Raw genomic sequence first — 19,080 nt, 5'->3', positions numbered from 1 at the left:
CCGGCCGTAGGATCGCGGGTATGAACGTAGTGATCGCGGGCGGGCACGGGCAGATCGCGCTGCGGCTGGCGCGGCTGCTGGCCGCGCGGGGGGACACGGTGCTCAGCATGATCCGCAACCCGGCGCACGAGGAGGACGTGCGGGCGGCGGGCGCCGGGCCGGTGCTGTGCGACCTGGAGTCGGCGTCCGTCGAGGAGGTCGCCGACGTGGTGTCGGGCGCGGACGCGGTCGTGTTCGCCGCCGGGGCGGGGCCGGGCAGCGGCGCCGCCCGCAAGGACACCGTGGACCGGGCCGCCTCGGTGCTGCTGGCGGACGCGGCGGAGCGCGCCGGGGTCCGCGACTTCGTGCAGATCTCGGCGATGGGCGCCGGGGAGCCGCCCGCCCCCGGCCGCGACGACGTCTGGGCCGCCTACATCAGGGCCAAGGGCGAGGCGGAGGACGACCTCCGCGCGCGCGGAGCCCTCGACTGGCTGATCCTGCGCCCGGGGCGCCTCACCGACGACCCCGGCACCGGCCGGGTCCTCCTCGCCGAGCCGCCGGTCGGCCGCGGCGAGGTCACCCGCGACGACGTCGCGGCGGTCGTGGCCGCGGTGCTGGACGCTCCCGCCGCCCGCCGCCGCACCCTCGACCTGCTGGGCGGCGACACGCCCGTGGAAGCGGCGGTCGCCGCGCTCTCCTGAGCGGTCAGGAGTCGTAGAGCGCGTCGATCTCGGCGGCGAAGTCGCGCAGCACCACACTGCGCTTGACCTTGAGGCTGGGCGTCATGTGCCCGGCCTCCTCGGTGAAGTCCACGCCGAGCACGGCGTACTTCTTGACGGCCTCGGCGTGGCTGACCGCCCGGTTCGCGGCGGCGACGGCGGCGTCGATCTCGGCGACGAGGTCGGGGTCGCGGCGCAGCTCGTCCACCGTGGCGCCCCCGGGCTTGCCGTGCCGCTCCTTCCACGGGCCCAGCGCCTCGTCGTCCAGCGTGATCAGCGCGCCGACGAACCTGCGGCCGTCGCCGACGACCAGGCACTGGCTGACCAGGGGGTGCGCGCGGATCCGGTCCTCCAGCGGCGCGGGCGCCACGTTCTTGCCCGCCGCGGTGACCAGGATCTCCTTCTTGCGGCCGGTGATGCTCAGGAAGCCGTCGCCGTCCAGGGAGCCGAGGTCGCCGGTGTGGAACCAGCCGTCGTCCAGGGCCTCCTTGGTGGCGGCCTCGTTGTTCCAGTAGCCGCTCAGGATGTTGACGCCCCGGACGAGGACCTCCCCGTCCTCGGCGAGGCGGACGTCCACGCCCGGGATCGGCGGGCCGACCGTGCCCATCCTGATCTTGGTCGGCCGGTTGACGCTGACCGGCGCGGTCGTCTCGGTGAGCCCGTAGCCCTCCAGGATCGTGATGCCGACGCCGCGGAAGAAGTGCCCGAGCCGCTCGCCCAGCGCGGCGCCGCCCGACACCGCGTACTCGACCCGCCCGCCGATCGCCGCGCGCAGCTTCTTGTAGACCAGCACGTCGAAGACCTTGTGCCGGACCGCCAGCCCGAGGCCGGGGCGGCCGGAGTCCAGCGCGCGGCTGTAGGCGACCGCCGTCTCGGCCGCCGCCTTGAAGATCCTGCCCTTGCCCTCGGCGGCGGCCTTCTGCTCGGCGCCGTTGTAGACCTTCTCGAACACGCGGGGGACGGCGAGCAGGAACGTCGGGCGGAACGTCGCGAGGTCGGGCAGCAGGTTCGGGACGTCGCTGTGCCCGAACACGACCCCGGCCTCGACGCACGCCACCTCGATCATCCGCGCGAACACGTGCGCGAGCGGCAGGAACAGCAGTGTCGAGCTGCCGTCCACGGTGATCTCGGAGATCGCGCCCTGGACGGCGTTGCGGGCCGTCCGCAGCAGGTTCCCGTGGGTGATCTCGCAGCCCTTGGGGCGCCCGGTGGTGCCCGAGGTGTAGATGAGCGTCGCGGTGTCGGCGGTGTCGCGGGAGGCGCGGCGCTCCTCCACCACGTCCCGCGCGACCTCCTTGCCGAGCCGGACGACCTCGGCGACGCCGCCCGCGTCGATGCCCCAGACGTGCGCGAGGTCCGGGAGCGAGCCCCGGACCTCCTCGATCGCGGCCTCGTGCGCGGCCGTCTCGGCGAACACCGCCCTGAGACCGGAGTCGCCGGCGATCCACTCGATCTGCTCGGCGGAGGACGTCTCGTAGACCGGCACCGAGACCGCGCCCGCCGCCCAGATCGCGTAGTCCAGCAGCGTCCACTCGTAGCGGGTCCGCGACAGCAGCCCGACCCGGTCGCCGGGCTCGATCCCGGCGGCGATCAGGCCACGGGCCACGCCCGCGACCTCCTCCGCGAACTCGGCCGCGGTGACCGAGCGCCACGCCCCGCCGCCCCGTCTGCGCAACACGATCACGCCGGGTTCCCGCGCGGCGCGGGTGAAGGGCGCGTCGGTCAGATTGGCGGAGTCGGGGACCTCCACCATCGCGGGGACGCTGAACTCGCGCACGGCCCACTCCTGTTGTCGGTCGTCTGTTGTGGCTTGGCGGGACGGCGGGGGAGTCGTCTCCGGCTCCTCCGCAGCCGATGATACCCACGGGTAGGTAACAGACCGCCAGCAAAACGCCGCCAACCAGGGCGTGCGCGGCATCGCGGAGGCTTTCGAACGCCCGCCGGAGGCGGCTGCTAACGGCACGGCAAAGACCGCCCGGCCACCCGTGGCGGGCGCCGTGCCGTGGCCTACCCTTGGTGTCGCCGGACACCTGGGACTCGGGGGATCGCCATGTCGCTGCTTGAGGTGATCGCGCTGACCGCCGACGACGCGCGCGCCGCGCAGGACGGCGGCGCCGACCGGATCGAGGTCGCCGCCGACATGGCCGCGGGCGGGCTCACCCCCGATCCCGACGTCGTCGAGGCGATGCGCCGGGCGACGTCGCTGCCGATGCGGGTGATGCTGCGCGCCAACGCCGGGTTCCGCACGACCGGCGCCGAACTCGACCGGCTCCGGGACGCCGCCGCGCGCCTGGCCGGGTCGGGCGTGGACGGCTTCGTGCTCGGCTTCCTCGACCCGCTCGGCCAGGTCGACACCGCCGCGATCGACAAGCTCGCCGCCGTCACCGCCCCGCTGCCGTGGACGTTCCACCGCGCCCTCGACAACGCCGCCGACCCCGCGCAGGCGTGGGAGGTCGTCCGGGGCCTCGGCGGCGGGCTCGACACCGTCCTCACCGCGGGCTCGGCGCGCGGCGTGGACGCGGGCGTCGACGTCCTCGCCCGCCGCGCCCAGCGGGACGGCGACTCCGCGAGCATGATCCTCGCCGGCGGCGGGCTGCGGCGCAGGCACGTCGCCGTCCTCGCCGCCGCCGGCGTCAGCGCGTTCCACGTGGGCGGCGCCGTCCGCCCCGACGGGGCCTGGGACGCCACGGTCGACGCCGCGCTCGTCGCCGAGTGGCGCTCGCTGGTCTCCGCCGCCGCCGACGGCGCCTGAGCGGCGCGCGGGCGGCGTTCTGGCCGCCTCTCGGCCGATTAGAGTCGGTTCATGAGGATCCACGTGGTGAGCGACGTCCACGGCCGCGCGGACGCGCTGAGGAGCGCGGCCGACGGCGCCGACGCCCTCCTCTGCCTGGGCGACCTGATCCTGTTCGTCGACTACTCCGACCACGGCCGCGGGATCTTCGCCGACCTGTTCGGCCCGGAGGCCGCGAGCCGCTTCATCGCGCTGCGCGACCAGCGGCGCTTCGACGAGGCGCGGGAGTTCTCCCGGACGCTGTGGACCCGGCTCGACGGCGAGCCCTGGCCGCACATCGAGCGCGCCGTGGACCGCCAGTACGCCGAGCTGTTCGCGGCCATGCCCGCCCCCGCCTACCTCACCTACGGGAACGTCGACGTCCCGCACCTGTGGGCGCCGCACCTGCGGGACGGGCACCGCGTCCTGGACGGCGAGACCGCCGAACTCGGCGGGCTGCGGTTCGGGTTCGTCGGCGGCGGCCTGCGCACCGAGTACCGCACCCCCTACGAGCTGGACGAGGACGCCTACGCCGCCAAGGTCGAGGCGGTCGGGGCCGTGGACGTGCTGTGCTGCCACATCCCGCCCGCCGTCCCCGAACTCCTCTACGACACGGTCGCGCGCCGGTTCGAGCGGGGCAGCGAGGCGATCCTGGAGGCGATCCACCGGACCCAGCCGAAGTACGTGCTGTTCGGGCACGTCCACCAGCCGCTCGCGCGCCGCGTCCGCCTCGGACGCACCGAATGCGTGAACGTGGGGCACTTCAGGGCCAGCGGGGTGCCCTACGTGCTGACGGTGTGAAGATACTTCCTGTGAGGACCCCGTCCGGAGGGAAGCGCGCATGGCCGACCGCACGAGTTCGTCGATCAACGTGAAGGCGGCGAAGGCCGAGATCATGGCGGTGATCGCCGATCTCGGGAGCTATCCGCGCTGGGCCAGCGGCATCCGGGAGTTCACCGTCCAGGAGACGGGCGGCGACGGGCGGGCCGAGCGGGCCCGGCTCACCTTCGACGGCGGGCCGTTCAGCGACACGGTCGGGCTGGCCTACACCTGGGCCGGCGACGACCGCGTCACCTGGGACCTCGTGGAGAAGGGCAACGTCGTCACCGGCCTGCACGGCTCCTACACCCTCACCGAGGCGGGCGGCGGCACCGAGGTGACCTACGAGCTGGCCGTGGACGTGCGGGTTCCCATGCTCGGGATGGTGAAGCGCAAGGGCGAGAAGCGGATCATCGACTCCGCTCTCAAGGGGCTCAAGCGACACGTTGAGAGCTGAGTGGTTCGTTCCCTGTCGCGGGGGCGATACCGTTTCACGCCGACAACGGATGGAAAATGTGGTCATGACCGATCAGCCGGGTGGTGTGCGGGGCCGGGCGACCGCCGAGGACGTCCAGCGTGCCGGCACGGAATGCCGGTACCGCCCGATCCGCCGGGCGACTGCGCTCGGCCGCGCTGGGGACCGCCGCGGCCGCGGCGGGGAGGGGTCAGGGGGCTTCTGGGCGGGTACGTCCGATCGGTCGGGCCCGTCGCGTCCCGAGGGGAGCGGCCGCCCGCAGCGGGAGGACGCGTGGTCGCCGGCCACCGCCGGCGATCCCACCGACATCCGCCAGCGCGGTACGCGCCCCTGCCGGGACGCGTGAGGAGGAGGAAGCGTTACATGGCCCTGACCATCGGCGTGGATGTGGGCGGCACGAAGGTGGCCGCCGGGGTCGTCGACGACCGGGGGAGGATCCTGGAGAAGGTCCGCCGGCCGACCCCCTCGACGAACCCCAAGGAGACCGCCGACGCCATCGCCGAGGTCGTCGACCTGCTGAAGGGCAAGTTCGAGGGCGTCTCGGCGGTCGGGCTCGGCACCGCCGGGTTCGTCGACGAGACCCGCTCCACCGTGCTGTTCGCCCCGAACCTGGCCTGGCGCGACGAGCCGATCAAGGAGAAGGTCGAGAGCCTGGTCGGGCTCCCGGTCGTGGTCGAGAACGACGGCAACGCCACCGCCTGGGGCGAGGCGAGGTTCGGCGCGGGGCGCGGCGAGAACTTCATCGTGCTCGTGGCGCTCGGCACCGGCATCGGCGGCGGCATCATCATCAACGGCGAGCTGTACCGGGGGCAGTTCGGCATCGGCGCCGAGATGGGCCACTTCCGCGTCGTCCCGGACGGGCGGCGCTGCGGCTGCGGCAACCGCGGCTGCTGGGAGCAGTACGCCAGCGGGAACGCCCTCGTCCACGAGGCCCGCGACCTCGCCCGGGTCGCCCCCGCGATGGCGGGGCGGCTGCTGGAGCTAGGCGACGGCAGGCCCGACGGGATCAGCGGCCCCGAGGTCACCCAGGCGGCCCGCGAGGGCGACAAGGCGGCGCTGGAGTGCTTCCGCACCGTCGCGCACTGGGCGGGCCAGGGCCTCGCCGACCTCAGCGCCATCCTCGACCCGGGCGCGTTCATCATCGGCGGCGGCCTCTCGGACGCCGGGGACCTGCTCCTCGACCCCATCCGCGCCGCGTACGGGAACGCTCTGACGGGGCGGGGCCACCGCCCGGTGTCCGACATCCGCATCGCCGAACTCGGCAGCGCCGCCGGGATCGTCGGCGCCGCCGACCTGGCCCGCGCCCGCACCCGCGAGGACGCGGTCGTGTGACGGGCGCCCCCGCCCGCGGCTCCGGCGTCCGCGTCCTGAGCTACAACGTCCGGTCGCTGCGCGACGACCCGGCCGCCGTGGCGCGGGTCGTCCGCGGGATCGGCCCGGATCTGCTGCTCCTCCAGGAGGTCCCGCGCTTCTGGGACTGGCGGGTCAAGCGCCGCAGGCTGGCCCGCGCCTGCCGGATGGAGATCGCCGCCGGGCGCCGCGCGTGCGGGCTGGCCGTGCTGGCGGCGCCGGGCGTCCGGCGGGTGGGGCGCGAGTTCCACCTGCTCAGCCCCGTCCCGGGGCTGCACCGGCGCGGGCTCGCGATCGCCGTCGTGGAGGTCGGCGGCGCGCGGCTCGTCGCCGCGTCCACCCACCTGGACCTGATGGACGCGCCGCGCCTGCGGCACACGAGGGAGGTCCTCGGCCACCTGGAACGCGCCCGCGACCGCTACGGCGCGCCCGTCGTGCTGGCGGGCGACATCAACGAGGAGCCGGGCGGCCCGTCCTGGACGATGTTCACCGGGACCTTCCAGGACGCCCACGCCGTCGCCCCGGACGGCGGCGAGCCGACCTTCTCCGCCCGCGACCCCCGGCGGCGCATCGACGCGGTCTTCGCCGACCCGCCGGTGGAGGTCCTCGCGTGCGGCGTCCCGCCGGACCCGGACGGCGACCACGAGCGCGCCACCGACCACCGCCCGCTACGCGCCGACCTGCGCCTCCCGGCGGGCTCCTAGACGACGGCCCCGTCGTCGGGGTCGCGGGGCTCGTCGCCCATCCGCAGGACGAGGGTGACGAAGCCGCCGATGAACGCGGCGACCGCGAGGAAGGCGGCCCAGCCGGGCACCTCCCAGTCGAGGATGACGGTGATCAGCAGGTAGACGGGGCCGCCGATGAGCGCGATCCAGGCGCCCTTGGTGAGGGGGTCGGCGGTCGGGAGCGGGGGCGGCGGCGGGGGGACGTAGTGGCCCTCATCGTCGTCGTCCGGGGGGAACTCGGGCGGGTCGTCGGTGTCGATCACGCGGGCGCGGGGCAGCCGGCCGGTGCGGTCCTCGCCCTCGGCGGGCGGCGCGGAGGGCTCGTCGATGTTCTCCTGGTCGGGCCAGGGGTTCTCGTCGCCCTCGGGGGCGGTGTCGAAGCCGGCGACGATCTCGGCCCAGATCGCGTCCTCGTCGCGCTCGGCGGTGTCGCCCTCGGGCGGGGAGGCGGGGGTCGGGGCGGGGGTGTCGGCGTCGCGGTCGGCGAGGTCGGTCTCGGGCTCGGAGCCGCGCACGGAGGCGTCGCGCAGGCGGGCGAGGTGGGCGCGCAGGATGCCCTCGGCGGCGGGCTTCATCTCGACGTCCACGTAGAGCCGGTCGAGGACGTCGCCGGACGCGGGCTCGCCCGCGAGGTCGGGCAGGTCGGCGAGCCCGGACGGCGACGCGGCGTAGGCGGCGACGCCCGCCTCCCCGAGCGCGGCGAGCATGGCGTCGGCGAGGTGGGGGGCGAGGTCGACCAGGGGGGCGTAGGTGTCCGCCGACAGTCCGTTGCCGCGGCGGTTCACGGAGCCGGCTCCTTCGACTGCACCGGCATGACGGCCTCCGCTCCCCGATGGTCATGTGCCCGGCGGTACGCGGTGGCACCCACGGACACCCCGAAACGTGAGTCCCACGGTATTCGCTGCGCCGCCCGGGACAAGCCCCCGGGGCACACCCGATTGAGATTTCGTACAGAGCCTACGTTCATGTCGCGGCCACCCGCGCCCGCGCGGACGGACGGGGCCTGTTCGCCGCGCCGTTCCGGGTGCGGCTCCTGGGGCTGGTCGCGGCGGCGTTCGACGTGTGGGCGCCCACCGGCCGGGATGCGAGGATGTCCCATCATCTCCCCTCGGGGACTTAACCTTGCGCCCGCGGGCTCGCGCGGTCGGAGGAAGGTGTCGGCATGCTCTGGTTCTGGATCCTGCTGAGGATCGTTCTCACACCCATCATGTACGCCGGGTGGTGGCCGCGGAACCGGGGTATGCGGAACGTCCCGAAGCGGGGCCCCGCGCTGCTGGTCAGCAACCACCTCTCGTTCGCCGACCACTTCTTCGGGCCGCTGCCGCTGCTGCGCCCCATCTTCTTCATCGGCAAGGGCGAGTATTTCACCGGCCGCGGGATCAAGGGCCTGGTCAGCAGGGCGTTCTTCACCGGGGTGGGCGTCGTGCCGGTGGACCGGACGGGCGGCTCCTCGGCCGAGGCGGCGCTGCGGACGGGCCTGCGGATCCTGTCGGAGGGCAAGCTGCTCGGCATCTACCCCGAGGGGACCCGGGCACCCGACAACCGCCTCTACCGGGGCAAGACGGGCGTCGCGCGGCTGGCGCTGAAGTCCCGGGCGCCGGTGGTCCCGATGGCGATGATCAACACCTTCGAGCTGATGCCGCCGGGACGGCGGTTCCCGAGGTTCGGGATCAGGCCCGGGGTGCGGTTCGGCGCGCCGCTGGACTTCTCCCGGCACTACGGCCGCGAGGACGACCACGACGTGCTGCGGGAGATCACCGACGAGATCATGCAGGCGATCCGGGACCTGTCGGGCCAGGAGTACGTGGACCGCTACGCGGCCGACGTCAAGGCGGAGCTGGCCGGGGGCCCGGCCCGGGACGCCGAGGACGACGGCGGCTTCGGAGGCGGCTGAGGGCCTCGGGCGAAGGAGGGGGCGGGGTGACCGGCACCGGCGTCGGCGGCGGGCAGGGCCTGGAGGTCGCGCTGTGGCGCGCGGTCGCGGTGTACCGGGTCGCGGCGCTCGGCTACGCGGCCGTGGTGATCGTGATGAACTACGACGGCTACGCGCACCCGTGGGGCGGCTGGGCCGTCCTCGCCGTGATGACCGCCTGGACGGCCTACACCGTGCCGGCCTACGGCGGCCGGCGGCGCCGGGGCTGGCCGCTGCTGATCGCCGACCTCGCGGTCGCGGCCTGCTGCGTGGTCGCGACCGCGTGGGTGGAGCGGCCCGACAACATCGCGGACGGGCGTCCGACGCTGCCGGTGTCGTGGGTCGCGGCGGCGCTGCTGGCGTGGGCGGTGGCGGGCGGGCGGCGCGTGGGGATCACCGCGGCGGCCGTGCTGTCGGCCGCGAACCTGCTGGTGCACGCCCTCGCGCGGACGAGCGGCGGGATGAGCCGCACCACCTTCAACGCGATCGTGCTGCTGTTCCTCGCGGGCCTGGTCGTCGGGCACGTCGTCCGGCTGGCGCTGGAGGCCGAGGCGCGGCTGGCGCGGGCGGTGGAGATGGAGTCGGCGACCCGGGAGCGCGAGCGCCTGGCCCGCCGCATCCACGACTCGGTGCTCCAGGTGCTCGCGATGGTGCAGCGGCGCGGCGGGGAGCTCGGCGGCGAGGCGGCCGAGCTGGGTCGGCTCGCGGGGGAGCAGGAGGCGGCGCTGCGCGCCATGATCGGCACCGCGCCGTCCGTCGAGGCGGTGGTGGACGCCGCCGTGGACGGGCGGCGCGGAGCGGACGGGCACGGGCGGCTCGTCGACCTGCGCCCCCTGCTGGCGGCCCACGCGTCCCCCTCGGTGACCGTGTCGGCCCCGGCGACCGCGGTGCGGCTGCCCGAGCACGCGGCGGGCGAGGTCGCGGCGGCGGTGGCGGCGGCGCTGGACAACGTCCGGCGGCACTGCGGCGGCTCCGCCCGCGCCTGGGTGCTGCTGGAGGACGACGGCGCGGGCGCGGTGACGGTCAGCGTCCGCGACGACGGCCCCGGCATGCCGCCCGACCGGCTCGCGCTCGCCGCCGCCGACGGGCGCCTGGGCGTCGCGCAGTCGATCCGGGGCCGCGTCCGCGACCTCGGCGGGACGGTGTCGATCGTCTCGGCCCCGGGCGAGGGGACCGAGATCGAGATGACGGTTCCGGGAGCGGAGGCCGCGGGGCGCGTCCGGCCGTAGGGTGAGGGGGTGAGCGAGGTTCCCCTCAGGGTCATGGTCGTGGACGACCATCCGATGTGGCGCGAGTCGGTCGCCCGCGACCTGGCCGAGGCCGGGTACGAGGTGGCCGCGACGGCGGGCGACGGCCGCACGGCGGTGCGCGTCGCGGCGGCGGCGCGCCCGGTGGTCGCGGTCGTCGACCTCCAGCTTCCCGACATCAGCGGCGTCGAGGTGACCAGGCACCTGGTCGCCGCCGACCCGCCCGTCCGCGTGCTGGTGCTCTCGGCCAGCGGCGAGCAGCAGGACGTCCTGGAGGCGGTCAAGGCGGGCGCCACCGGCTACCTGCTGAAGTCCGCCGCGCGCGAGGAGTTCCTGGACGCCGTCCGGCGGACGGCGGAGGGCGACGCGGTCTTCACCCCGGGCCTGGCCGGGCTCGTCCTCGGCGAGTACCGGCGGCTCGCGGCGGCCCCCGCCCGCGCGGACGACGGCGCGCCCCGCCTCACCGACCGCGAGACCGAGGTGCTGCGCCTGGTCGCCAAGGGGCTGACGTACAAGCAGATCGCGCAGCGGCTCGTCCTTTCCCACCGGACCGTCCAGAACCACGTGCAGAACACCCTTGGAAAGCTCCAGTTGCACAACCGCGTCGAGCTCGTCCGCTACGCCATAGAAAAGGGGCTCGATCAGGAGGCGGAGTAGGGGCCGGACGGCTATGGTCTAGACCAATGGCGGCGCGCCGGGGGCACCGGCGAATGCCCCGAGGGGCCGTGTGCGGACGGCTAGTCTGACCACGTGGACGAGGGAGGATCCCGGTGGCGGGAGAGGGAGAGGGCATGCGCGTCGGAGTGCTGACCGGCGGCGGGGACTGCCCCGGCCTGAACGCGGTGATCCGCGCTGTCGTGCGCAAGGGGGTCCAGGTCTACGGCTATGAGTTCGTGGGCTTCCGGGCGGGCTGGCGCGGCCCGCTGGAGGGCGACACCGTGGCCCTGGACGTGCAGGCCGTCCGAGGGATCCTGCCGCGCGGCGGAACGATCCTCGGCTCGTCGCGGACCAACCCCGTCAAGGTCGAGGGCGGCGTCGAGCGGATCAAGGACAACCTCGCCGGGCTCGGCGTGGACGCGCTGATCGCCATCGGCGGCGAGGACACCCTCGGCGTCGCGCGCGAGCTGCACGCGAACGGGGTCGACGTCGTCGGAGTGCCGAAGACGATCGACAACGACCTGAACGCCACCGACTACACCTTCGGCTTCGACACCGCCGTCAACATCGGCATGGAGGCGGTCGACCGGCTGCACACCACCGCCGAGAGCCACCACCGCGCGCTGATCTGCGAGGTCATGGGGCGGCACGCGGGCTGGATCGCGCTGCACGTCGGGATGGCGGCGGGCGCCAACGTCATCCTCATCCCCGAGCGGCCCTTCGACATCGACAAGGTCTGCGAGTACGTCGAGAGCCGGTTCAAGACCCGCTTCGCGCCGATCATCGTGGTGTCCGAGGGCGCCCACCCGATCGACGGGCAGATGGAGCTCCAGACCGGCGAGCGCGACGCGTTCGGGCACGTCCGGCTCGGCGGCATCGGCCAGGCCCTCGCCGACGAGATCGAGAAGCGCACCGGCAAGGAGGCCCGCGCCACCGTGCTCGGGCACATCCAGCGCGGCGGCACCCCGACCGCGTTCGACCGCGTGCTCGCCACCCGCTTCGGCCTCCAGGCGATCGACGCCGTCCGCGACGGCGACTACGGGAAGATGGTGTCGCTCCAGGGCACGGACATCGTCCGCGTCGCCCTGGCCGACGCGACCAAGGAGCTGAAGACCGTCCCGCTGGAGCGCTACTCCGAGTCCGAGGTCTTCTTCGGCTGACGCGGCGCCCCACCTGACGGCCGGCCGGGGCGACCCCGGCCGGCCGGTCCGCCTCCGGGAACAGGTTCACGCGGTCGCGGCGTTGCCGACTGTGGGCCACACTAGAGAGGCCCGCCCCCAGTACCGTCCGGCCTGTTCCGGCCCTCGCCAGGAGGATCACGCATGACCACGCTCGACACCGCGCCCGCCGCCGTCCGGGAGGCGCCGGTCGACGGCGAGCCGTGCGTGCTGCTGAAGCTGGGCGAGGTCGTGCTGAAGGGCAAGAACCGCGAGCTGTTCGAGCGGCGCCTCGCCGACAACGTCCGGATGGCGTGCCGCCCGATCGCCCGGGTGGACGTGATCAGGCGGCACGGGGTGTTCATCGTCCGCACCAAGGACGCCGACACCGCCACCGTCGACCGGCTCGCCCAGCGCATCACCGACGTCATGGGCATCGTGTGGGCGCACCGCGCCTGGCGGGTCGGCAAGGACCTCGCCAGCGTCGAGCGCGCCGCCCTGGAGCTGATGGACGGCCGGATCGGCGCGTTCGCCGTCCGGTCCCGGCGCCGCGACAAGCGGTTCCCGATGACCTCCACCGAGCTCGACCGGCACATCGGCGGCCTCGTCGCCGACCGGTACGGGCAGCCCGTCCGGCTGAAGGCCCCCGAGCACACCCTGTCGATCGAGGTCGACCGCGACGAGGTGTTCGTGTTCTCCGGCGGCCTCCCCGGCCAGGGCGGCCTGCCCGTCGGCATGAGCGGCCGCGCGCTGGTGCTGATGTCGGGCGGCATCGACTCGCCCGTCGCCGCGTACCGGATGATGCGCCGCGGCCTGCGCGTCGACTACCTGCACTTCTCCGGCATGCCCTTCACCGGCCCCGAGTCGATCTACAAGGCGTACGCGCTGGTCCGCGAGCTGGACAAGTTCCAGGGCGGCTCCCGGCTGTTCGTCGTCCCGTTCGGCAAGGCCCAGCAGCAGATCAAGTCCTCGGGCGCCGACCGGCTCGCGGTGATCGCGCAGCGCCGGCTGATGCTGCGCACCGGCGAGGTCCTGGCCCGCCGGCTGCGCGGCTCCGCGCTGATCACCGGTGACGCGCTCGGCCAGGTGTCCAGCCAGACCCTCACCAACATCACCGCGCTGGACGACGCGGTCGAGCTGCCGATCCTGCGCCCCCTCGTCGGCATGGACAAGGTCGAGATCATGGACCAGGCGCGCCGCATCCGGACGCTGACGATCTCCGAGCTGCCCGACGAGGACTGCTGCACGATGCTGGCTCCCCGCCGCGCCGAGACCAAGGCCAAGATCGACGACCTCCGCCAAATCGAGAAGCGCCTGGACGTGGGCGAGCTGGCCGACCAGCTCGCCGCCTCCGTCCAGGAGCACCGCCCGGTCTACGGGGACACGACAGCCTGACAGCCCGCCCTCCGGCAAGGACCTCGGCCGTCAGGCGAGCCTTGCCGGGAATTCCGCGGAGGGACGCCGGGCGAGCACTTCGGGCCAGGACAGGTCAACAGGTGTCGAAGTCGTCGGGGCGGGGCGGTTCGGGGCCGTCCGGGCCGATCAGGGTGATCCGCTCGATGCGGACGATCCGGAACCGGCGGCCCGCGGCCTGCACGCCGTTGCGGCGCGGCTCGTCCTCCATCAGGTCGGCGGCCTCGGTGTACTCGGCGAACGCGGCCGGGGTGGGCTGCTCCACGGCCGGGATCACGTGCCGGAAGTAGGTCACGAGCGCGGCGCGGGCCTGGCGCGGGGTGTCGTGCAGCCGGCCGATCGGGCGCCAGCGGCCGCCGAGCCGCTCGGCGACCGTGAACGCGGGCGCGAGGGCGATCGGGGTGAGGAACGCGCCGGACGGCTCGTTGCCCGTCGCGGCCGCCGCGTCCAGCACCTGGCACAGCAGTTCGGCGGTGGTGAGGTCGGAGGCGGCCCGGTCCTCGGGCAGCAGGTCGTAGGGGCGGGGCGGGACGGCGCGCCGGTCGGCCGGGTGCGGGTCGAGGTCGGTGGGGCGCGGCGGCTCGGGGCCGTCGGGGCCGGTGCGGACGAGCTGCTCGATCCGGACGACGCGGAACCGCCGCCCGTCGGCCGCCACGTCGTCGGCGGGGGAGTCGCGCAGCAGGTCGGCGGCCTCCCGCAGCTCCCGCGCGGACGCGCCCTCGGCGAGGGCCGCGCCGTCGTCGAGGTGGTCGGCGAGCAGCTCCCGGGCGCCCTGGGGGAGCGGGTCGCAGGGGCAGAGGATCTGCCAGCCGCCGGGGACGTGCTCGGCGGCGGTGAACAGCGCGCCGACGACGACGAGTTCGGGATAGGCCGCGATGGAGCGGCAGGCGTCCGCGAGCATCACCGCGGCGACCGGATCGACGCCGTCCAGATTGTCCGGGAAAAGTCGCCCTCCGGCGTCCCCATCGCCCGTAGTCATGCCGGATATCATCCCCGCCGAGATCGGTTCTGGCGAGTGGTTCAGACCAATTTGTTACTGCGGAGTCTGTCCCGTCTCCCCCGTCCCCGTACGCGATGCCCCGGCGGGCCCGCGCGGGCCCGCCGGGGCCCCTCGCTACCGCCGCGCGGGCAGGACCAGGACGACCAGGCTCGCCGCCAGCAGCGCGAGCCCGCCGAGGGCGACCGCGCCGAGGCTCTCGCCGAGGACGGCCGTGCCGAGCACCGCCGCCACGGCCGGCTCGGCGAGCGTCAGCGTCGTCGCCGTGGTCGCGGGGGTGGTGCGCAGGCCGCGGGTGAACAGCACGTACCCGCCGCCGGTGGTGACCGCGCCCAGGTAGAGCGCGGTGAGCGCGCCCGGCCCGGTGAGCAGCCAGCCGGCCGGCCCCACGAGCAGGACGGGCAGCAGCACGGCGCCCGCCGCCCCGAACAGCGCCGCCGCGACGGCCCGGTCGTCCTCGCCCCGGGAGATCAGCGCGGACGCCGCCGTCGCGTACGCGGCGTAGGCGAGCCCGGCCACCAGCGCCAGCGCGATGCCGACCGGCTCGATCCCGGCGTCCCGGCCGCCGCCGATCAGCGCCGCGCAGCCGCCGACCGCGCCCGCCGTCGCGAGCGCCCAGCGCCGCGACGGCGCGCTCCGGTGGACCACCAGGCCGATCAGGCCGGTGAAGGCGGGCGCGCTGCCGATCGTGACGACGGTCCCGGCCGCGACGCCGGTGCGGGCGACCGCCACGAAGAACGCCGTCTGGTACACGGCGATCGCCGCCGCGCCGACTGCGAGCGGCGGCCACGAGCGGCGGGCGGCGAGCAGCCGCCGCAGCCCGGCGGCGCGGGTGAGCGCGGCGAGGGCGACCAGCACGGTCCCGCCGATGACGATGCGGGCCGCGCCGAGCGAGACGCTGGACGCGCCGTCCGCGAACGTCGCGACGGTGCCGGTCGTCCCCCACAGGGACGCGGCGGCGAGGATGTCGGCGCTGCCGCCCGGCAGCCGCCGCCGGGACGCGGGCCCGGGGGACGTGCCCTGCTTGGAGGTGCCCTGCTTGGAGGTGCCCTGCTTGGAGGTGCCCTGCTTGGAGGTGCCCTGCTTGGAGGTGCCCTGCTTGGAGGTGCCCTGCTTGGAGGTGCCCTGCTTGGAGGTGCCCTGCTTGGAGGTGTTCGGCCTGAACGTGCGCACTGCCACGGGAGATGCTCCTGGGCTCGAATCGGGAGGGGATGATCCGGATCCGGGGCGCAGGAGGATGCCAGCCCGGCGCAGGTCAGCGCCGGGCCGCGGCAGGTCTCAGGGAGGTCGTGTCGCCGCGCCCCGTCAGGAGCGGGGTGGCCCGAGGTTGGAGGTCCAGTACGCCATGCCGCCGAGGCTACCAGGCCAGACGTGGCGACCGGCCCCCGCGCGACCGGCTCAGGCGGGGACGCCGTCGGCCGTCCCGGTGAGCACGCGGCCCACCATCGGCGGCAGGTCGCGGACGATCTTGGCCAGCTCGCGCAGGTCGCCGTCCACGAGGGCCTGCGGGCCGTCGCACAGCGCGGTCTCCGGGTGCGGGTGCACGTCGATGATCACGCCGTCGGCGCCGACCGCGATCGCGGCGCGGGTCAGCGGCAGCACCAGGTCGCGGCTGCCGCCCGAGTGGGACGGGTCCACGATCACCGGCAGGTGCGACATGCGCTGCGCCACCGGGACCGCGGAGATGTCCAGGGTGTTGCGGGTGGCGCGCTCGAAGGTGCGGATGCCGCGCTCGCACAGCACGATGTCGAGGTTGCCGCGCTGCGCGATGTACTCGGCGGCCATCAGCCACTCCTCGATCGTGCCGTTCATGCCGCGCTTGAGCATGACCGGGCGCCCCGCCTCGCCCGCCGCCTGGAGCAGCGCGAAGTTCTGCGCGTTGCGGGTGCCGATCTGGAGCATGTCGGCGTAGGAGGCGACGAGGTCGACGTCCCGGGCGTCCACCACCTCGGTGACGATCGGCATGCCGGTCTCCTCCCGCACGTCCGCGAGGATGCGCAGGCCCGCCTCACCGAGGCCCTGGAACGCGTACGGGGAGGTCCGGGGCTTGAACGCGCCGCCGCGCAGCAGCGTCGCGCCGGCCGCCTTCGCCATCTGCGCGGCGCCGAGCGTCTGCTCGGGGGTCTCCACCGCGCACGGGCCGGCGATCAGCGTCATCGTGCCGGGGCCGACCGGGACGCCGCCGACCCGCACGACCGTCCGCTCGGGGTGGTTCTCGCGGCTCACCAGCTTGTGCGGCGCGGAGATGCGGATCACGTCGCTGACGCCGCGCATCCCGCGCAGGTTCAGGGAGGCGAACTGCTGGACGTCGCCGACGAGCCCGACGATGGTCCGCTCGACACCGCGGCTGACGAACGCGTCGCCGCCCGCCGTCTCGACCAGTGAGACGACGGCCCGGACATCCGCTTCGTTGGCCTCGGGGGCCATGACGACGACCATTGGTGTGCTGCCTCTCCTCGTGGCGCGGGGGCCGGCGGCCCCCGCGAACATCCCTGGAACGACGAAGAGCCCCGGGCCGCTGGGGCCCGGGGCTCTTCGTCTGGTGGTCTGTCAGCGCAACGTCTGGCAGACCAGCCGCCCGGGCTGGTCGAACCAAAAGAAATACACGACGTTGCGCACGAGGTCAGCGTAGCCGATTCCCGGGCCCCCGCTCCGTACGGGGGGCGAATATGGCTCAGCTCACGCCGGATGGCAGGATGGCCGCGTCATGTCGTCCCCACCCGATGAGCCCGCGCCGGATCCGCGGGACCTTCCGCCCGGCCAGTACGTCCCCCGGGGCTGGCCGGTCCTCCACTACGGGCCGGTGCCCAGGTTCCGCCCGGAGGGCTGGGACTTCCGGGTCTTCGGCGCCACCGAGTCGGGCGGGCAGTACCGCTGGAGCTGGGACGAGTTCGACGCGCTCCCGAAGTCCGAGGCCGTCGGCGACTTCCACTGCGTCACCAAGTTCACGATCCCCGACAACGAGTGGCGGGGCGTGCCCTGCACGCTGATCGTGGACCTCGCGCCGCCCGCGCCGGACGTCACCCACGTCATGGTCTGGGCCGAGTACGGCTACAGCGCCAACATCCGGATGACCGACTTCCTCGCCGACGGGACGATGTTCGCCACGCACCGCGACGGGGAGCGGCTCAGCCCCGACCACGGGTTCCCGATCCGCATCGTCGTGCCGCACCTGTACGCGTGGAAGAGCGTGAAGTGGGTCCGGGGCGTGGAGTACCTGGTGAGGGACCGCCGCGGCTTCTGGGAGGAGCGCGGCTACCACAACGTCGCCGACCCGTGGCGCGAGCAGCGCTACTCCTACCAGGAGGACGAGGGCGAGTCGCCGCCCGGCTGACGCGGCGAATCGCGGCCCATGGCGCTCCTACGGGGACGACTCCCTGGCCATCCGCCTTTGTGGACCATGCGCGGATCGGTGCGTTGTCCGGGATTTCGGTCCAATCGAGTTCTTCGTAAATGGGCAACAGACAGACCGGGCGGCGAGACAGCCATTACCGTGGGTCGTCATGGACCTACCGTCCGTTGTGGGTGTCATGGCATGCGCGTCGGCCGCCGCGGCGGTCACCGGCGCCTGCGCGCTGCACCGCTGGCCCGCGGCCCGGCGGCGCCGCGGCCCCGGGCTCGCCGCCGAGGCGGCGAGGTTCGCCGCGCTGCACACGATCGCGCGGGCCTCGCCGCCGCTGCGCGGCGGGCTGAGCAGGGAGGCGGCCCGCCGGTCGGCCGGGCACCTGCGCTCGCTGCTCGGCGCCGAGGCGGTCGCGCTGATCTCCGCCCACCCCCCCGAATGCGAGGAGGGGGCCGACCCCGGCGGCGCGGACGGGCGGCTGCTCGCCTGGGACGGCGCGGGCGGCGGGTGGCACGCGGCCGAGGCCGTCCGGCACGCCCTGCCGGTGCTGGCCTCCGGGCGCCCCCGCGTGGTCACCCCCGGCCCCCCGGCCTGCGCCGACCCCCGCTGCGCGCTGCGCGTCGCCGCGATCGCCCCGCTCACCGTCGAGGGACGGGTGGAGGGCGCGCTCGCCGCGTACTGGCCCGGCCCGTCCGCCGCCCGGGTCAAGGCGGTGGGCGAGGCGGCCCGCTGGGTCACCGACCAGCTCGAACTCGCCGAACTGGACGCCTCCCGGGTCCGGCTCGCCGAGGCCGAGACCCGGGCGCTGCGGGCCCAGATCTCCCCCCACTTCGTCTACAACTCGCTGACCACGATCGCCTCGTTCGTCCGCACCGACCCCGCCCGCGCCCGCTCGCTCCTGCTGGACTTCGCCGACTTCGCCCGCTACTCCTTCCGCAACCCCCGCGACTTCACCACGCTCGCCGACGAGCTGCGCTCCATCGACCGCTACCTGCTTCTGGAGCGCGCCAGGTTCGGCGAGCGGCTGCGGTTCAGCGTGGAGGTGGCGCCCGAGGTGCTGCCCGTCGCGGTGCCGTTCCTGGCCCTCCAGCCCCTGGTCGAGAACGCCATCCGGCACGGCATGCAGGGCGCGGACGGCGAGTTCCACATCTCGATCGTCGCGCGCGACTCCGGCGCCGACGCCGCGATCAGCGTCGAGGACGACGGCGCGGGCATGGACCCCGAGCGCCTCCAGGAGATCCTCTCCGCCCCCGTCGGCCGGTCCCGGACGCACGGGCCGGGGGGCGCCGCGTCCCGCGGACGATCCGGGGGCGACCCCCAGGAAAGGCCGAACGCGGACGGAGCGGGCATCGGCCTCGCCAACGTGGACGAGCGGATGCGGCAGGTCTACGGCGAGGAGTACGGGCTGACCGTCGAGACCGCGCCGGGCGCCGGAACGAAGGTGAATTTGCGTGTCCCGAAGTACCGGCCAGGAGTATTTCCAGAGTGAGCGGCGGTCCACGACACGCCACTCACAT

At 74.6% G+C, this 19,080-nt stretch carries 18 protein-coding genes; 13 read left to right on the top strand and 5 right to left on the bottom strand.

Annotated elements, in window-relative coordinates:
- The first annotated feature begins 20 nt into the window (after positions 1-20).
- Positions 21-680, top strand: a complete 660-nt coding sequence (locus GNZ18_RS35530) for an NAD(P)H-binding protein (RefSeq protein ID WP_156221028.1) — start codon at positions 21-23, stop codon at positions 678-680.
- Between the two features lie 4 nt (positions 681-684).
- Here the strand turns inward: GNZ18_RS35530 and GNZ18_RS35525 are convergent, their stop codons facing one another.
- On the bottom strand, positions 685-2,475 hold the full coding sequence (locus GNZ18_RS35525; RefSeq protein WP_312874927.1) for an AMP-dependent synthetase/ligase: 1,791 nt from the start codon (positions 2,473-2,475) through the stop codon (positions 685-687).
- A 273-nt stretch (positions 2,476-2,748) separates the two neighbouring features.
- Between GNZ18_RS35525 and GNZ18_RS35520 the strand changes: the two genes are divergently transcribed.
- The 5 genes from GNZ18_RS35520 (at position 2,749) to GNZ18_RS35500 (ending at position 6,816) form a co-directional block, all read left to right on the top strand.
- Positions 2,749-3,450: a copper homeostasis protein CutC gene (locus tag GNZ18_RS35520; RefSeq protein ID WP_156221027.1), complete on the top strand. Its 702-nt coding sequence runs from the start codon at positions 2,749-2,751 to the stop codon at positions 3,448-3,450.
- Positions 3,451-3,501: 51 nt separating this feature from the next.
- Positions 3,502-4,269: a metallophosphoesterase family protein gene (locus tag GNZ18_RS35515; RefSeq protein WP_156221026.1), complete on the top strand. Its 768-nt coding sequence runs from the start codon at positions 3,502-3,504 to the stop codon at positions 4,267-4,269.
- A 40-nt stretch (positions 4,270-4,309) separates the two neighbouring features.
- Positions 4,310-4,744: an SRPBCC family protein gene (locus GNZ18_RS35510; RefSeq protein WP_156221025.1), complete on the top strand. Its 435-nt coding sequence runs from the start codon at positions 4,310-4,312 to the stop codon at positions 4,742-4,744.
- A gap of 381 nt (positions 4,745-5,125) precedes the next feature.
- Positions 5,126-6,094, top strand: coding sequence for an ROK family glucokinase (locus tag GNZ18_RS35505; protein WP_156221024.1), 969 nt, complete (start codon positions 5,126-5,128; stop codon positions 6,092-6,094).
- The gene (locus tag GNZ18_RS35500) at positions 6,091-6,816 is read left to right on the top strand and encodes an endonuclease/exonuclease/phosphatase family protein (protein WP_312874926.1); all 726 of its coding nucleotides are present in this window, start codon (positions 6,091-6,093) and stop codon (positions 6,814-6,816) included. Before GNZ18_RS35505 ends, GNZ18_RS35500 begins: the two co-directional genes overlap by 4 nt.
- On the opposite strand, the gene GNZ18_RS35495 is transcribed toward GNZ18_RS35500, so the two are convergent.
- Positions 6,813-7,622 (bottom strand): hypothetical protein, encoded by an 810-nt coding sequence (locus GNZ18_RS35495; protein WP_312874925.1) that lies wholly within the window; start codon positions 7,620-7,622, stop codon positions 6,813-6,815. The genes GNZ18_RS35500 and GNZ18_RS35495 overlap by 4 nt on opposite strands.
- 377 nt (positions 7,623-7,999) lie before the next feature.
- Between GNZ18_RS35495 and GNZ18_RS35490 the strand changes: the two genes are divergently transcribed.
- The 5 genes from GNZ18_RS35490 to thiI all read left to right on the top strand — a co-directional run bounded on the left by GNZ18_RS35490 (position 8,000) and on the right by thiI (position 13,205).
- Positions 8,000-8,731 carry a lysophospholipid acyltransferase family protein gene (locus GNZ18_RS35490; RefSeq protein ID WP_156221023.1) on the top strand — a complete coding sequence of 244 codons (732 nt, stop codon included), beginning with the start codon at positions 8,000-8,002 and terminating at the stop codon, positions 8,729-8,731.
- Between the two features lie 26 nt (positions 8,732-8,757).
- The gene (gene macS, locus GNZ18_RS35485) at positions 8,758-9,978 is read left to right on the top strand and encodes a MacS family sensor histidine kinase (RefSeq protein ID WP_312874924.1); all 1,221 of its coding nucleotides are present in this window, start codon (positions 8,758-8,760) and stop codon (positions 9,976-9,978) included.
- A 33-nt stretch (positions 9,979-10,011) separates the two neighbouring features.
- Positions 10,012-10,653, top strand: coding sequence for a response regulator (locus GNZ18_RS35480; protein ID WP_156221102.1), 642 nt, complete (start codon positions 10,012-10,014; stop codon positions 10,651-10,653).
- A gap of 134 nt (positions 10,654-10,787) precedes the next feature.
- Entirely contained in the window at positions 10,788-11,813 is a 1,026-nt protein-coding gene (locus GNZ18_RS35475; protein WP_156221022.1) for a 6-phosphofructokinase, read from the top strand.
- Between the two features lie 162 nt (positions 11,814-11,975).
- Positions 11,976-13,205, top strand: coding sequence for a tRNA uracil 4-sulfurtransferase ThiI (gene thiI, locus GNZ18_RS35470; RefSeq protein WP_156221021.1), 1,230 nt, complete (start codon positions 11,976-11,978; stop codon positions 13,203-13,205).
- Positions 13,206-13,299: 94 nt separating this feature from the next.
- Here thiI and GNZ18_RS35465 read toward each other — a convergent pair whose 3' ends face one another.
- The 3 genes from GNZ18_RS35465 to aroF form a co-directional block, all read right to left on the bottom strand.
- Entirely contained in the window at positions 13,300-14,202 is a 903-nt protein-coding gene (locus GNZ18_RS35465; RefSeq protein ID WP_156221020.1) for a DUF5954 family protein, read from the bottom strand.
- A gap of 135 nt (positions 14,203-14,337) precedes the next feature.
- On the bottom strand, positions 14,338-15,399 hold the full coding sequence (locus tag GNZ18_RS35460; RefSeq protein WP_156221019.1) for a DMT family transporter: 1,062 nt from the start codon (positions 15,397-15,399) through the stop codon (positions 14,338-14,340).
- Between the two features lie 219 nt (positions 15,400-15,618).
- Complete coding sequence (aroF, locus tag GNZ18_RS35455) at positions 15,619-16,659, bottom strand: 3-deoxy-7-phosphoheptulonate synthase (protein ID WP_156221018.1); 1,041 nt, start codon at positions 16,657-16,659, stop codon at positions 15,619-15,621.
- 268 nt (positions 16,660-16,927) lie between these two features.
- Here aroF and GNZ18_RS35450 point away from each other — a divergent pair, with 268 nt between their 5' ends.
- Both GNZ18_RS35450 and GNZ18_RS35445 read left to right on the top strand, forming a co-directional pair.
- Complete coding sequence (locus GNZ18_RS35450; protein ID WP_156221017.1) at positions 16,928-17,554, top strand: sulfite oxidase-like oxidoreductase; 627 nt, start codon at positions 16,928-16,930, stop codon at positions 17,552-17,554.
- Between the two features lie 169 nt (positions 17,555-17,723).
- Complete coding sequence (locus GNZ18_RS35445; protein WP_156221016.1) at positions 17,724-19,052, top strand: histidine kinase; 1,329 nt, start codon at positions 17,724-17,726, stop codon at positions 19,050-19,052.
- The last annotated feature ends 28 nt before the right edge of the window (positions 19,053-19,080 follow it).

The organism is Actinomadura litoris, from assembly GCF_009733595.1.
In the GTDB taxonomy this organism is placed as follows: domain Bacteria; phylum Actinomycetota; class Actinomycetes; order Streptosporangiales; family Streptosporangiaceae; genus Spirillospora; species Spirillospora litoris.
The sequence above is the reverse complement of the archived record's forward strand: the minus strand, read 5'-3'. Positions and strand labels throughout refer to the sequence as shown.